The organism is Rhodococcus sp. 14-1411-2a (assembly GCF_002259485.1).
Lineage (GTDB): Bacteria > Actinomycetota > Actinomycetes > Mycobacteriales > Mycobacteriaceae > Rhodococcoides.
Map to the genome: position 1 here is coordinate 478,905 of NZ_NPGA01000015.1, position 14,067 is coordinate 492,971.

At 65.4% G+C, this 14,067-nt stretch carries 13 protein-coding genes; 8 read left to right on the forward strand and 5 right to left on the reverse strand.

Features of this window, described 5'->3' with window-relative positions; genetic code table 11:
- Positions 1-68: 68 nt before the first annotated feature.
- A complete protein-coding gene (locus CH291_RS15975) occupies positions 69-509 on the reverse strand; it encodes a DUF4307 domain-containing protein (RefSeq protein ID WP_068052817.1) in 441 nt (146 codons plus the stop codon).
- Between the two features lie 104 nt (positions 510-613).
- Here CH291_RS15975 and mca point away from each other — a divergent pair, with 104 nt between their 5' ends.
- The 4 genes from mca (at position 614) to CH291_RS15995 (ending at position 4,799) form a co-directional block, all read left to right on the forward strand.
- The gene (mca, locus tag CH291_RS15980) at positions 614-1,489 is read left to right on the forward strand and encodes a mycothiol conjugate amidase Mca (protein ID WP_176460389.1); all 876 of its coding nucleotides are present in this window, start codon (positions 614-616) and stop codon (positions 1,487-1,489) included.
- On the forward strand, positions 1,486-1,758 hold the full coding sequence (locus CH291_RS15985; RefSeq protein WP_094641178.1) for a hypothetical protein: 273 nt from the start codon (positions 1,486-1,488) through the stop codon (positions 1,756-1,758). The genes mca and CH291_RS15985 overlap by 4 nt, the downstream gene beginning before the upstream one ends.
- Positions 1,758-3,767: a thioredoxin domain-containing protein gene (locus CH291_RS15990; RefSeq protein ID WP_094687997.1), complete on the forward strand. Its 2,010-nt coding sequence runs from the start codon at positions 1,758-1,760 to the stop codon at positions 3,765-3,767. The genes CH291_RS15985 and CH291_RS15990 overlap by 1 nt, the downstream gene beginning before the upstream one ends.
- A gap of 111 nt (positions 3,768-3,878) precedes the next feature.
- Entirely contained in the window at positions 3,879-4,799 is a 921-nt protein-coding gene (locus CH291_RS15995) for a sensor domain-containing diguanylate cyclase (RefSeq protein WP_179276564.1), read from the forward strand.
- A 6-nt stretch (positions 4,800-4,805) separates the two neighbouring features.
- Here CH291_RS15995 and trhA read toward each other — a convergent pair whose 3' ends face one another.
- The gene (trhA, locus tag CH291_RS16000) at positions 4,806-5,471 is read right to left on the reverse strand and encodes a PAQR family membrane homeostasis protein TrhA (RefSeq protein ID WP_068052828.1); all 666 of its coding nucleotides are present in this window, start codon (positions 5,469-5,471) and stop codon (positions 4,806-4,808) included.
- Positions 5,472-5,617: 146 nt separating this feature from the next.
- On the opposite strand from trhA, the gene CH291_RS16005 reads away from it, so the two are divergent.
- The gene (locus tag CH291_RS16005; protein WP_037191390.1) at positions 5,618-6,400 is read left to right on the forward strand and encodes an isoprenyl transferase; all 783 of its coding nucleotides are present in this window, start codon (positions 5,618-5,620) and stop codon (positions 6,398-6,400) included.
- Positions 6,401-6,403: 3 nt separating this feature from the next.
- Here the strand turns inward: CH291_RS16005 and coaA are convergent, their stop codons facing one another.
- Complete coding sequence (gene coaA, locus CH291_RS16010; RefSeq protein WP_037191653.1) at positions 6,404-7,327, reverse strand: type I pantothenate kinase; 924 nt, start codon at positions 7,325-7,327, stop codon at positions 6,404-6,406.
- A 165-nt stretch (positions 7,328-7,492) separates the two neighbouring features.
- Here coaA and CH291_RS16015 point away from each other — a divergent pair, with 165 nt between their 5' ends.
- The 3 genes from CH291_RS16015 (at position 7,493) to CH291_RS16025 (ending at position 11,861) form a co-directional block, all read left to right on the forward strand.
- On the forward strand, positions 7,493-8,689 hold the full coding sequence (locus CH291_RS16015; RefSeq protein ID WP_068052831.1) for a DUF885 domain-containing protein: 1,197 nt from the start codon (positions 7,493-7,495) through the stop codon (positions 8,687-8,689).
- Between the two features lie 46 nt (positions 8,690-8,735).
- Entirely contained in the window at positions 8,736-10,019 is a 1,284-nt protein-coding gene (glyA, locus tag CH291_RS16020; RefSeq protein ID WP_094669395.1) for a serine hydroxymethyltransferase, read from the forward strand.
- Between the two features lie 516 nt (positions 10,020-10,535).
- Positions 10,536-11,861, forward strand: coding sequence for a PhoH family protein (locus CH291_RS16025; protein WP_179276565.1), 1,326 nt, complete (start codon positions 10,536-10,538; stop codon positions 11,859-11,861).
- 86 nt (positions 11,862-11,947) lie between these two features.
- Here CH291_RS16025 and CH291_RS16030 read toward each other — a convergent pair whose 3' ends face one another.
- Both CH291_RS16030 and CH291_RS16035 read right to left on the reverse strand, forming a co-directional pair.
- The gene (locus CH291_RS16030; protein WP_179276566.1) at positions 11,948-12,355 is read right to left on the reverse strand and encodes a limonene-1,2-epoxide hydrolase family protein; all 408 of its coding nucleotides are present in this window, start codon (positions 12,353-12,355) and stop codon (positions 11,948-11,950) included.
- The gene (locus CH291_RS16035) at positions 12,352-13,944 is read right to left on the reverse strand and encodes a serine hydrolase (protein WP_373455143.1); all 1,593 of its coding nucleotides are present in this window, start codon (positions 13,942-13,944) and stop codon (positions 12,352-12,354) included. The genes CH291_RS16030 and CH291_RS16035 overlap by 4 nt, the downstream gene beginning before the upstream one ends.
- Positions 13,945-14,067: the final 123 nt, after the last annotated feature.

The following is a 14,067-nucleotide window of genomic DNA, read 5'->3' on the forward strand; positions in this document are numbered from 1 at the left end:
GCAGCAATACACGGCACCTTCTGCGGTGGCCGTGTATGACCCGACCTTACCACGAACAGGCAGTTCGCCTATCGGGCTCGTAAATATTCGGGAACATCGAGGGTGCAGCCGTAGACGTCGCCGACGGCAGGGGCGGCCGACGTCGTCACCTCGGTGGTCATCTCCACGGTGGTGGACGCCGACTCCGGTGGGATGTACACCTCGCGCCTGCCGGTCTCGGAGCCGTCGCGCGAGCGAGCGCGGACGATGCAGACAGCGGGCTGCTCGGGATCTTGCCGGGTGACGCTGAACCTGATCGACATCGTGTCCTCGTCGACGATGTCGAACGAGAGCTGACTGCCCTCGATCGGTTTGACCGAGAACTTGCTGTACGCGTAGTAGGCCACGCCCAGCCCGACCAGCAGGACCAGAGCCACCAGTGCGATCTTCGTCGCACGTTTGGGGGCCTGTCGAATACCGCTCGGGCCTGAACCCGACGGGTATCTACCTGCGGGAAGTGCGTTGGTCATGGCCGCTCTCGGGATCGATTCGGGGGTGCCGCTGGGGGCCTGTCGGCGTCAGATGGAACTATAGGGGCAGGCAAGAATCAGGCGAATCCGAGGTGAGGAAGAACGTGTCCGGACTGCGGCTCATGGCAGTGCATGCCCATCCCGACGACGAATCCAGCAAAGGCGCTGCGACAACGGCTCGCTACGCGGCCGAAGGACACGATGTTCTGGTCGTCACCCTGACCGGTGGCGAGCGGGGAGACATCCTCAATCCGGCGATGGACATTCCGGGCGTGCACGAGCGTATCCACGAGGTTCGGCGTGAGGAGATGGCCGAGGCCGCCCGAGTGCTGGGCGTGCAGCAGACGTGGCTCGGGTTCGAGGACTCCGGGTTGCCCGAGGGCGATCCGCTCCCGCCGCTTCCCGACGGCTGTTTCGCGTTGGTCCCGTTGGAGGTCTCGACCGAGGCGCTGGTGAAGGTGGTTCGCGAGTTCAAGCCGCACGTCATCACCACGTACGACGAACGCGGCGGGTACCCGCACCCGGACCACATCCGGTGCCACGAGGTCTCGATGGCGGCATGGGAGGCAGCGGGCGATCCCGAACGCTTCCCCGACGCCGGTGAGCCCTGGACTCCGCTCAAGCTGTACTACTCGCACGGCTTCATTCGTAAGCGCATGCAGCTGTTCCACGACTGGTTCATCGACCGCGGTGAGGAGAGCCCGTTCGTGGACTGGCTGAAGCGGTGGGACGGCCAGCGCGACGAGATCATCGGCCGCATCACCACTCAGGTCACCGTCGGTGACTGGTTCGAGCAGCGCGACGACGCCCTACGCGCACACGCGACGCAGATCGATCCCAACGGCTCGTTCTTCGCCGTGCCGCTGGACGTGCAGCGCAAGCTGTGGCCCACCGAAGAGTTCGAGCTGGCCCGCACTCGGGTCACGACGTCGCTGCCCGAGACGGACCTGTTCGCCGGAATAGAAGAGACCGACAAATGATCGTTTCGATCCTCGCCCAGCAGCCGACCGGTCCCGAATTCGGTAAGTCCTCGCCCATCGGTCTGGTGATCCTGGTCGCGCTGTTGGTCGGAACGGCACTGCTGATCTGGTCCATGAACAAGAAGATCAAGCGTCTGCCCGCCACCTTCGAGCAGGAGGATCCGACGTTGGATCAGGCTCTCGACGAGGGCACCGATCGCGGCGGGTTGGCAGATCCGTTTCCGCCGGATCAGAACCGAACCAAACCCGTCGTCTCCGACGAGCCCTGATGCTCGACGCCAATGCCCTGGGTGAGTCCACCAGCCCGTATCTGAAGCAACATGCGGACAACCCGGTGCACTGGCAGCAGTGGGGACCGCAGGCACTGCAGTCCGCTCGCGATCGCGATGTTCCGATCCTGCTGTCGATCGGATACTCGGCGTGCCACTGGTGCCATGTCATGGCACACGAGTCGTTCGAGGACGAGGCGACCGCGTCGCTGATGAACGAGCATTTCGTGTGCATCAAGGTCGATCGCGAGGAACGACCCGACCTGGACGCGGTGTACATGAACGCCACCGTCGCGATGACCGGCCAGGGCGGGTGGCCGATGACGTGTTTCCTGACCCCCGACACCGAACCGTTCTACTGCGGTACCTACTTCCCGCCGGCTCCGCGTCAGGGAATGCCGTCGTTCCAGCAGTTGCTCACCGCGATCGCCGACACCTGGTCGACGCGGCGACAGGAGGTGTTCGACGCCTCCGCCGACATCGTCACCGAACTTCGCAAACACAGCGCAGGCGTGCCCGCAGGCGGTCGCCCGATCGACGCCGATGCATTGGCGGCCTCGGTCTCCGCGATCTGCGCCGACGAGGACACCCTCTACGGCGGCTTCGGCCGAGCACCGAAGTTCCCGCCCGGCGCGCTGCTCGAAGGGCTGCTTCGGCACTACGAACGCACCGGCGACACCGAGGTTCTCGGCGTCGTGCGCCGAACCGCGTCGGCCATGGCCCGCGGGGGTATCTACGACCAGCTGGGCGGGGGATTCGCGCGCTACTCCGTCGATGCCGAGTGGATCGTCCCGCACTTCGAGAAGATGCTCTACGACAACGCCCTGCTGTTGCGGTTCTACGCGCACGCAGCGCGAGTCGACGACGATGCGCTCGCCCGGCGGGTGGCGTCGGACACCGCGGAGTTCATGCTGCGTGAATTACGCACGGCCAACGGCTGTTTCGCGTCGGCACTCGATGCCGACACCGAGGGCATCGAGGGTCTGACGTATGCGTGGACTCCGGAGCAACTGACCGAGACACTCGGCTTCGAGGACGGTGTGTGGGCAGCAGGGCTGTTCGCGGTGAACTCGGCAGGCACGTTCGAGGCCGGCATGTCGGTCTTGCAGCTGCCCGCCGAACCCGAGGACTACGACCGGTTCGCCCGAGTGCGCAGCACGTTGTTCGCCGCTCGCGCGACTCGGCCGCAACCGGGCCGCGACGACAAGGTCGTCACCGCGTGGAACGGGTTGGCGATCACGGCGTTGGTCGAGGCCGGGACCGGGTTGGGACAACCGCGATGGGTCGACGCGGCAGTCGAGTGCGGCGAGCAACTGTTCGCCGGCCACGTCGAGTCGGGCCGAGTCCGCCGCGCCTCACTCGGCAGTGCAGTCGGTGAGGCCACCGGTGTGCTCGAGGACTACGCGGCTCTCGCCGTCGCGGCGGCAGCGTTGTTCCAGGCCACCGGAGACACGGTCTGGACCGAGCGCATGACGTCGATCGTCGATGCCGCGATCGACCACTTCGCCGACCCGGACGACGTCGGCGCGTGGTTCGACACCGCCGACGATGCCGAGACTCTCGTGACCCGGCCTCGTGACCCGATCGACGGGGCCACCCCGTCGGGCGCGTCGACGATGGCCGAGGCGCTGCTCACCGCAGCGGCGTTGGTCGATCACACGTCCTCGGCGCGATACGGCGAACTGGCGGCTGCGTCGCTGGCGCGATCGGCCTCGATTCTCGAACGAGCACCCAGGTCCGGTGGCCACTGGCTGGCGGTCGCGGAAGCGTCCGTTCGCGGTCCCATTCAGGTCGCGGTGTCGACGGCACCGGGCGGCGACCTGCTCTCGGTCGTCCGGGCTCTGGCTCCCGGCGGTTCCGTGGTGGTCGCAGGCGTGACGGATTCGTCGGTGCTGCTGACCGACCGTCCACCGGTCGACGGCCTCGAAACGGCGTACGTGTGTCGTGGCTTCGTGTGCGACCGTCCTGTGACCTCTGCCGAAGAATTGCCGTTCGCGCTGCGGAGTTGACCACGCTCGTCGATGCTTCGACGGAGCAACAGTACTGTTGCCGGGAGTTTCCTCGGCCTGGGGCGGTCGAGCGTCTACCAATGGATCGACGGTGTCATGAGCGAAGGTGTCATGAATGAGGGTGTGCTGCGTGCGGACACCGTGCACGAGGCGGTGACCGACGACCAGCGCGCTGCTGTCGCCCAGTTCGTGGCCGCCGTTCCGATGGCGGCCATGGTGCACTCGATGCACTACGAGGTGGTCGGGGCCAACACCCTGTGCGAGGGCGTGCTCGGGTGCGCCGTGGACGACATGATCGGCCGACCCGTTGCAGATTTCGTGCCGCTCGGGGATCGCGCGTCGGCGACGCGTATCGCGGTCCAACTCGAGCACCGCTACCCCGAGGCAGGCCCCACCGACCACGGTCGACCGATCGGAGCCTTGCGTCGAGTGCGGCGCGTCGACGGGGAGGTCGTCTCCTGCTGGATGCACGTCGGAATCTCGACGATCGCCGGGCGACGGTTCATCGTCGCTTTGCTGGACCTGGTCAATCCCGTCGTCGACGACACCGTTCACTGGCGCGATCGCGCCGAGCGCGACGAGCTGACCGGATTGCTACGACGAGGTCCTCTGCTCGCCCACGTCGACGAATGGATCGCCGAGGATCTGCCGGTTGCCCTGGCCTTCGTCGACGTCGATCGGTTGAAATCGATCAACGACGCGCACGGTCATCCGGCAGGTGACGCCGTGCTCGAGGCAGCGGGCCGTCGACTGCACCAGTGGTCGCCGCGCGGGAGCGTCGTCGGCCGATACGCAGGAGACGAATTCGTGTTCGCGGTGACGTTCGACGGGTCGACGGGCCTCGACACCGCCGAAGTCACCGAATCGGTGCGGTCGGCGATCTGCGGCGAGCCGGTGCCGTTCGGATCGAATCTGCTCGGGGTATCGGTGAGCGTGGGCGTCGCAGTGCGTGAGCCGGGGGAGCCGAGAGACCGGCTGATTCAGCGCGCCGACGCACTGATGTATCGAGACAAGGCATCCCGAACCACCTGAGGTCGATCAGAACAGTACGAGCCAGACGGCAACCAGGTGGCAGGTTGCCGCCAATACCGTTGCCGCGTGGAAGAACTCGTGATGGCCGAAGGTCGTCGGCCATGGATTCGGCCACTTGGTGGCGTACAGCACGGCTCCGATGCTGTAGAAGACTCCGCCCACGAGCAGCAAGACGAACGGCGCGTAGCCGACATGGTCGATAAGCGTGGGTGCGACCGGGACGATCGCCCAGCCGAGGAGCAGGTACAGCGGTACCCCGACCCAGCGGGGAGCGGTGGGCCACAACATCTTCAGGGCCACCCCGGCGAGAGCCCCGGCCCATACGACGACGAGCAACGTGCGTCCGGTCGAGCCGGGGAGACCGAGCACGGCGAACGGGGTGTAGCTCCCCGCGATGAACAGGAAGATCATCGAATGGTCGGCGCGCTTCATCCAGATCTGCGACGCCGTGGTCTTCCAGTGCACGCGGTGGTAAGTGGCACTGACCCCGAACACGCCGCAGACGGTGATGGAATACACGCTCACGGCCACACCCGCACTGACCGAGACCATGCTGAACGCGAGCGTGACGAGAGTGATCGCGCACACCACCGCCACGCCGAACGCGTACAGGTGAATCCAGCCGCGCATACGCGGTTTGACGGGTATCTCGTCGAGTCCGAACATCGTCATGTCGATTGCCTCCCGTGTCGCCGCCTTGAACCTACGCAACCGTAGGTTCTGACGCTACTGTACCGGCGACCGCCTCGCAGACGTCGGCGTAAGGTGATCCTTCGTGGTGATGAGAGCAGCGGTGACGGGGCAGTGGTGACGAAGCAGTGGTGATCATTCCGCAGAAGGTCCGCGGCGTTCTCTACAACGTGTACGAGCGGCGTCTGCTGAGCCAGCTCGAAGGCGTGCAGCACCCGCGGCACGTTGCGGTGATGTGCGACGGCAATCGCCGCTGGGCTCGCGAGAACGGGTTCACCGACGTCGCGCACGGGCACCGCATGGGCGCACTGAAGATCGCCGAGATGCTCGGCTGGTGTGACGCAGCCGGAATCGAGATGGCGACCATCTACCTGCTCTCCACCGAGAATCTCCGCCGCGACGCCGACGAACTGGATTCTCTCCTCGACATCATCACCGACGTCGTCGAGGAGATCTGCGGACCCGAGATGAACTGGGGCGTCAAACTCGTCGGCACCCTCGATCTGCTGCCCGCGTCGACCGCGCGTCGACTCAAGGAAGCGGCTGCGCTCACCGAGGGACGGTCGGGAACACACGTCAACGTTGCCGTCGGATACGGCGGTCGGCAGGAAATCGCCGACGCCGTGCAGTCCCTGGTGACCGAGAAGATCGCCGAGGGCGTCAGCGGCGACGAACTGGTGGCCTCCATCAACGTCGACGAGATCGGTAGCCATCTCTACACCTCCGGCCAACCCGATCCGGACCTCGTCATCCGCACCTCGGGCGAACAGCGACTCTCCGGCTTCCTGCTGTGGCAGAGCGCCTACTCGGAAATCTGGTTCACCGAGGCCTACTGGCCCGAATTCCGACGCGTCGACTTCCTGCGGGCGCTGCGTGACTTCGCGGCCAGACACCGTCGGTTCGGTATCTGAGCTCTACAACTTACGAAGCCGCAGCCGGTTGATCGCATGGTCGTTGTCCTTGCGCAGCACCATGGTCGCTCGCGGTCGCGTCGGCAGGATGTTCTCCACCAGATTCGGCAGGTTGATCGAATGCCACAGATCCTCGGCCGCGATCTGCGCGTGGTCGTCGGACAGGCCTGCGTAGTGGTGGAAGTGCGAGGACGGGTCGGTGAACGACGTCTTGCGCAACGCGAGAAAGCGTTTGACGTACCAGCTCTCGATGTCCTCTATTCGCGCGTCGACGTAGATCGAGAAGTCGAACAGATCCGAGACCATCAACCGTGGTCCGGTCTGTAATACGTTGAGCCCCTCCACGATCAGGATGTCGGGCTGCCGGACCATGTGGTACTGGCCCTTGACGATGTCGTACGAGACGTGCGAATAGACCGGTGCGCCCACCTCTTCGGTCCCTGACTTGACCTCGGTGACGAATCTGAGCAGCTTGCGCCGGTCGTAGCTCTCGGGAAATCCTTTGCGGTGCAGTATGCCTCGACGCATCAGTTCGGCCGTCGGGTACAGGAATCCGTCGGTGGTGACCAGATCGACCCGCGGATGGTGGTCCCACCTGGCCAGGAGCGCCTGCAGCACACGGGCCGTCGTCGACTTTCCGACGGCGACGCTCCCCGCGACACCGATGACGAACGGGACCTGACGGTCGGGGTGCTTCTCGCCGAGGAACGTCGCGGTCGCGGCGAACAGCCGTTGCCTGGCCGCGACCTGGAGGTGAATCAGTCGTGCCAGCGGTAGGTAGACCTCGGCCACCTCGTCGAGATCGATCTGTTCGCCCAGACCACGCAGACCGACGAGTTCTTCCTCGGTCAGTACCAACGGCGTGGATTGACGCAGCGTGCGCCACTGCACACGGTCGAACTCGACGTACGGACTGGACTCGCTCACGCACGACTCCGACCAAAATCGTTCCGCAGGCTCCACTCTTGCCACATCGGAGCTGCAGAGGGTTCGGCTGAGCTCCTGTCGAGCGCGAGTCGCATGGTTCCAGATTGTGCTCGGTGCCGGTCGATCGCGCACGGGCGGGGTCGTTCGCCGTACTAGGGTTCGGTTATGGATGCTTCTACCCTGGTTCGCGAATACCTGTTGCTGGGCCTGAGTTTCGACCGGCTCGAAGACGGATTCGTCGACGCGTACACCGGCGATCCCGAGTTGCGTCGTATCACCGAGAACGCCCCGGCCCCCGAGCCGCGTGAGCTGATCCGTCGAGCACAGACACTGCGCGCCGAGCTCGGCAACGTCGATCTGACACCCGAGCGCACGACGTTCCTCGACGTCCACCTGCGGGCACTCGAATGCTCGGCGCGCAAGTTCGCAGGCGAGGACATCGGCTTCGTCGACGAGGTCCACGCCTACTTCGACGTCCGAATCTCCGCCGGTGATCAGGACCAGTACCTGCAGGCACACCGCAAGATGGACGAGGTTCTCGCCGGTCCCGGGTCGCTCGGCGAACGGTTGATCGCGCATCGCCGTGCCGACGTCATTCCGGCCGACCGACTGCAGGACTGCGTCGAGGCGTTCTCGTCCGCGCTGCGCGACCGCGTCCGCGCCGAATACACGCTGCCCGACACCGAGAAGGTCACCTACGAGGTCGTCGGCGACAAGCCGTGGTCCGGATTCAACTACTACCTCGGCGATTTCCAGTCCACCGTCGCCATCAACTCCGACATCGAGCAGCAGATGGCCAATCTGCCGCACCTGATCGCGCACGAGTCCTACCCGGGTCACCACACCGAACACTGCCGCAAGGAGACCGGACTGGTCGGTGCGGGCCAACTCGAGCAGACACTGTTCGTGGTGAACACCCCGCAGTGCCTGATGGCCGAGGGGTTGGCCGATCACGCGCTCGGTGCCGTCGTCGGCGAAGGCTGGGGCCTGTGGGCTCAGGAGATCTACGCCGATCTGGGGCTGCGATTCGACGGCGAGAAGGCCGAGCGTCTCGCGGCCGCGTCGAGCCGGCTGTTGGGGGTGCGGCAGGACGCCGCGTTGCTGCTGCACGATCAGCACAAGAGCGAGGACGACGTGGCCGCCTACCTGGAGCGATGGTCGTTGGCATCGCCGCAGCGCGCCCGGCACAGCCTGCGGTTTCTGTCCTCCCCGCTCTGGCGGGCGTACATCAGCACCTACGTCGAGGGTTACAAGCTGCTCGCCGGCTGGCTGGACCGAGGTGAGACGGCCAGTGAGCGCGCGCAACTGTTCGGCAGGCTGCTCGACGAGCCACTGACACCCGGTGCACTGCGCGTCTCGTAAACTGGCCTGGCCCCCTTTATTCTGCTGTCCCTTGGAGACTCCTGTTATGACTGACGTCAACAACCTGTCACTGGCCGAACTCGATCCCGAGGTCGCCGAAGCGATGGCCGGTGAGCTGGGGCGTCAGCGCGACACGCTGGAGATGATCGCCTCGGAGAACTTCGTTCCCCGCGCGGTGCTGCAGGCCCAGGGCAGCGTCCTGACCAACAAGTACGCCGAGGGCTACCCCGGCCGCCGTTACTACGGCGGCTGCGAGCACGTCGACATCGTCGAGGATCTCGCGCGCAACCGCGCCAAGGAACTCTTCGGTGCCGAGTTCGCGAACGTGCAGCCGCACGCCGGAGCGCAGGCCAACGCCGCGGTCCTGATGGCACTGATCAACCCGGGCGACAAGATCATGGGCCTCGACCTCGCGCACGGCGGCCACCTCACCCACGGCATGAAGCTCAACTTCTCGGGCAAGCTCTACGAGGTCGAGTCCTACGGGGTGTCGAAGGAAGACCACCGGATCGACATGGACGAGGTCCGCAAGCAGGCCATCGCCGCCAAGCCTCAGGTGCTCATCGCCGGCTGGTCGGCCTACCCGCGCCACCAGGACTTCGCCGCGTTCCGCTCCATCGCCGACGAAGTGGGCGCACTGCTCTGGGTCGACATGGCGCACTTCGCCGGACTCGTCGCCGCAGGCGTGCACCCCTCACCCGTGCCGTACGCGGACGTCGTCTCCTCCACCGTGCACAAGACCCTCGGCGGACCCCGCTCCGGCATCATCCTGGCCAAGAAGGAATGGGCCAAGAAGCTCAACTCCGCAGTGTTCCCCGGCCAGCAGGGCGGCCCGCTGATGCATGCCATCGCCGCCAAGGCCGTTGCGTTCAAGATCGCTGCGACGCCCGAGTTCAAGGAACGCCAGGAGCGCACCCTCCTCGGTGCATCGCTGCTCGCCGAGCGTCTCACCGGTGCCGACGTCGCAGACAAGGGTGTATCGGTCCTCACCGGCGGCACCGACGTGCACCTCGCACTGGTGGACCTGCGCAACTCGGAAATGGACGGCCAGCAGGCCGAGGATCTCCTGCACGAGGTCGGCATCACCGTCAACCGCAACGCAGTGCCCTTCGACCCGCGCCCGCCGATGGTCACCTCCGGTCTGCGCATCGGCACCGGCGCACTGGCAACTCGCGGATTCGGCGAAGCCGAGTTCACCGAGGTCGCAGACATCATCGCCACCGCCCTGGCCACCGGTGAAGCCAGCGATTCCCTCAAGGAGCGCGTCGTGAAGTTGGCACAGAGCAAGCCACTCTACGAGGGCCTCGAAGACTGGGGACTGCTCGGCTGACGCTGGGCTCTTCTGCAGATTCGCCCACCCGGTCCGCGTGCACCCTCGTTCGCGTCAATGGACCATTGCAGTGCTCAGACGTCTGCAGTGGTCCATCCACGCCGGACGCTGATCTGCGTGAATGGACCGTTGCACCGCCCAGACGTATGCAGTGGTCCATTCACCCAACCTCGGTGGATCAATGTGGCTTTCAGTCGATCCGAGTGCAAGGAAGTCGCATTGATTCACCCCGGGGGAGGGCACTTTCGGCACCGGTCGGCCGGCGACCTGGGGCGATGTCGACGTAACGCGTTGTTCACCGACACGCCAGACTTCCAGCGAGCCGATACCCGATTTCGGCGGTACCGTCGGCAGTAACAGGCAGCGGGGAAGCTACCTGTGCGGGAGGTTCTGATACGTGACTGAGCTAGTGAGCGCGAGAGGGCCGGTACCCGGTCCTCGTGTCACCTGACACATCGGACCCGACCGGCCGAGCGACAGAGTTTGCGCGGTGCCGCGCAGACGTAGGAGCCCCACGTGACCACTTCACGCTCCGTTTCCGCCCCTCTTCGGACATTCGTGCTCGACACCTCGGTCCTGCTGTCGGACCCCTGGGCAGTCATCCGATTCGCCGAGCACAATGTGGTACTCCCGCTGATCGTCATCAGCGAGTTGGAGGGCAAACGCCACCATCACGAACTGGGATGGTTCGCGCGGGAATCCTTGCGCATGCTCGACGACCTGCGCGTAGAATTCGGTCGACTCGACCAGCCGGTTCCCATCGGAACCTCCGGTGGCACACTGCAAGTCGAGCTCAATCACACCGATCCTTCGGTTCTTCCCGTCGGATTCCGCACCGACTCCAACGATTCTCGTATCCTCGCCTGCGCCCTGAATCTGGCGGCCGAGGGCAAGGACGTGGTGTTGGTCAGCAAAGACATTCCGTTGCGCGTCAAGGCCGGTGCTGTCGGTCTCCCCGCCGACGAATACCACGCTCACGACGTCGTTCCCTCCGGTTGGACCGGCATGACCGAGCTCGACGTACCGTCCGATGCGGTCGACACGCTGTTCAACGACGGTGTCATCGACCTGGCGGAGGCGCGAGACCTGCCGTGCCACAACGGAGTTCGACTGCTTGCCGGACGGCAGAGTGCGCTGGGGCGCGTCACGCCGGACAAGCAGATCCAACTCGTTCGCGGTGAGCGTGAGGCGTTCGGTCTGCACGGTCGTTCGGCGGAACAGCGCGTGGCGCTGGATCTTCTGCTCGACGAGAGCATCGGCATCGTCTCGCTCGGCGGAAAGGCAGGCACCGGTAAGTCCGCTCTGGCGCTGACCGCCGGACTCGAGGCCGTTCTCGAACGTCGCTCGCATCGGAAAGTCGTTGTCTTCCGGCCTCTCTACGCCGTCGGCGGCCAGGAGCTCGGCTACCTCCCCGGTAGCGAGAGCGAGAAGATGGGCCCCTGGGGGCAGGCGGTCTTCGACACCCTCGAAGGGCTCGCGAGCCCGGAGGTGATGGAGGAGGTCATCGCCCGCGGAATGCTGGAAGTGTTGCCGCTGACGCACATTCGTGGTCGATCGCTGCACGACTCCTTCGTCATCGTCGACGAGGCACAGTCACTCGAGCGCAACGTGCTGCTGACGGTTCTGTCCCGGCTGGGTTCGGGCTCACGCGTCGTACTCACCCACGACGTCGCTCAGCGAGACAACCTCCGCGTCGGACGTCACGACGGCGTTGCCGCAGTGATCGAAAAGCTCAAGGGACACCCACTTTTCGCGCACATCACCCTCACCCGCAGCGAGCGTTCACCGATCGCTGCACTGGTGACGGAAATGCTCGAAGAGTTCGGCCCGTCGGGAGCCTGACCCCCCTCGTGAGCGTGGAGCCTGCGGGTCGTTCCGCAGGCTCCACTCCTGCCTCGTAGCCCACTACGAGGTTCCGCTCACCTGGGTCACCGGCCCACGACGACCCGGAAGATGCCTCGCACAACACCTTTCAGGAAGTCGACGGTGTCGAAGTAGTCCCGCCACACGGCTATTCTGCCGTCGCGCATCTCGAAGGTTCCGCACACCCAGAACTCGATTCGGAGTCGCCGCCAGATCAGGACGTCGGTGCGCTCGGTGAGCACGACATTCCCGTCGGCCGCGATGTTGTGCACGATCACGTCGAAGCCGAACGCAGGTCTGGCCAGCATCGCCATGAACTTGCCCACGTTCGCGCGGCCGCGCACCTTGGGCAACCCGACGTTGTGCCAGACGATGCGGTTGTCGAGCAGAGACATCGCGCGATCGGTGTCTCGACTTCGCAACGCGTCGAACAGATCCAGCACGGTCTCGGTTGCCTGCTGTGTCTCGGTCATTTCGTGAACCGCCCCAATCCATCGCCGTCGAAGAACTCGAGCGTCAGCGTATTCGCGTCGAACGTCGCTTGGGAAATGGTTCCGTCGGGCGCGTTCTCGCCGGTCGGCTCGAACGTGAACGTGTCACCGTCCCAGGGCGACAACTCGTACGACGTCGAGTTCGGTCCGAGGGACAACAGCAGCTCACCGTTGACCTCCGCCACCGTCGCCGGCCCCCAGTAACTGTTCTGGTACACCCCGGTGTACGACGCGAGAGGTTGTGGCGCTGTGGGATTCGCGGGAGCGGTCTTGCCCGCGAGCTCGCCTTCCGGTTCGCTCATGCCGGCGAACGCATTCTTGTACAGCGTTCGCCAGTCCTCCCGCACCTCACCGAACTGAACGAGGTCTGCGAACTCGGCGGTCACCGTTTCGGCGATACCGAGGGGCGCGGCGTTGGTCAGTACGACGATGGCGACGTCGAGCGACGGAATCCACAGGAAGTTGGTGCCTGCCCCGAGCGCGAACGCTCCCGAGTGGCTCACCGTCGTGCGGCCGGCCGCACTGGTGGAGACGTTGAATCCGTACCCGTAGTAGCCGGAGCGTGAGTCCGGCGTCGCCGACGGGCTCGACATGATCTGCGCACTGACGGCGGGCAGGAGGGCGTCGGGATCGACGATCTCTCGTCCGTCGTGAGTACCGTCGGTCACGAGCATCCTCAGCCACTTCGCGAGATCGTTCACCGAAGAGTTGACGCCACCGGCCGGGGTCTGTGCATCGGGTTCTCGCTGATACTTCGCCTGATACTCGCCGTCGACGAGAACGTGAGGTACGGCCCGGTCGGCCCGCGCGATGTAGTCCGCGAACGACGAGCTGGTCGAGGTCATGCCGAGCGGGCCGTAGATCGTGTCGTGGCTGAGAGTGTCCCAGTCCTCGCCCGACGCCGCAGCGACGGCCTCGGCCGCGGCCGTGATTCCGAAGTTGGTGTAGTGGTACGTCGACCGGAACGGGTCGAGGGGCACCTCCCTGAGGCGTTCGAGAACCTGGCGCCGGTCGTAGCCGAGGTCCTCGAGCAGATCACCGGCATGCTCGGGAAGCCCGCTTCGGTGGGCGTAGAAGTCTCCGACCGTGATGTTCTCCGTCACCCAGGGATCGTCGAGCGCGAACCACGGCAGCTGCGAGACCACCGGCGTAGACCAGTCGACCACGCCCGCTCCCACCTGGGACGCGATGACCGTCGCACCGACCGATTTCGACAGCGAGGCCAACTGGAACACCGAGTCGCCGTCGACGGGGTCGTTCTCACCCACCTCGCGAACGCCGAAGCCCTTCGAGTAGACGACGTCCGAGCCGTGCACGACGGCAATGGCCATACCGGGAATGTTCGACGACGCCATCAACTCCTCGGCGATGCCGTCGAGCTTGCCGACCGCCTCGTCGACGCGGCCGGTCGGAACATCGACGCCTGCAACCTGACCGGGGGAGAGGTCGCTGGGCGGCGCGGGCTCCGATGTCGGCGGGCTTTCTGCGGCGGGTGTGTCGTTCGAGCACCCGACCAGCACGACCATCGAGCACACGACAGCAAGACACAGAAAATTTCGCCCCGACCGCATCATGAGGAGTCCTCACGTCGATGACTGGATGCACCTGAGAATAGACCCGCAACGACCTGGCGTTAGGAGAATTCACAATGGTCAGGGGCACGGCGTCGGGCGCTCGGGCGTAGGCGCTACGGT

Excerpts from the sequence above, each read along its gene's own strand:
- CH291_RS15975 (WP_068052817.1), bottom strand. The coding sequence starts at position 509 with ATGACCAACGCACTTCCCGCAGGTAGATACCCGTCGGGTTCAGGCCCG.
- CH291_RS15985 (WP_094641178.1), top strand. The coding sequence starts at position 1,486 with ATGATCGTTTCGATCCTCGCCCAGCAGCCGACCGGTCCCGAATTCGGT.
- CH291_RS15990 (WP_094687997.1), top strand. The coding sequence starts at position 1,758 with ATGCTCGACGCCAATGCCCTGGGTGAGTCCACCAGCCCGTATCTGAAG.
- CH291_RS15995 (WP_179276564.1), top strand. The coding sequence starts at position 3,879 with ATGAATGAGGGTGTGCTGCGTGCGGACACCGTGCACGAGGCGGTGACC.
- trhA (WP_068052828.1), bottom strand. The coding sequence starts at position 5,471 with ATGACGATGTTCGGACTCGACGAGATACCCGTCAAACCGCGTATGCGC.
- CH291_RS16015 (WP_068052831.1), top strand. The coding sequence starts at position 7,493 with ATGGATGCTTCTACCCTGGTTCGCGAATACCTGTTGCTGGGCCTGAGT.
- glyA (WP_094669395.1), top strand. The coding sequence starts at position 8,736 with ATGACTGACGTCAACAACCTGTCACTGGCCGAACTCGATCCCGAGGTC.
- CH291_RS16030 (WP_179276566.1), bottom strand. The coding sequence starts at position 12,355 with ATGACCGAGACACAGCAGGCAACCGAGACCGTGCTGGATCTGTTCGAC.
- CH291_RS16035 (WP_373455143.1), bottom strand. The coding sequence starts at position 13,944 with ATGCGGTCGGGGCGAAATTTTCTGTGTCTTGCTGTCGTGTGCTCGATG.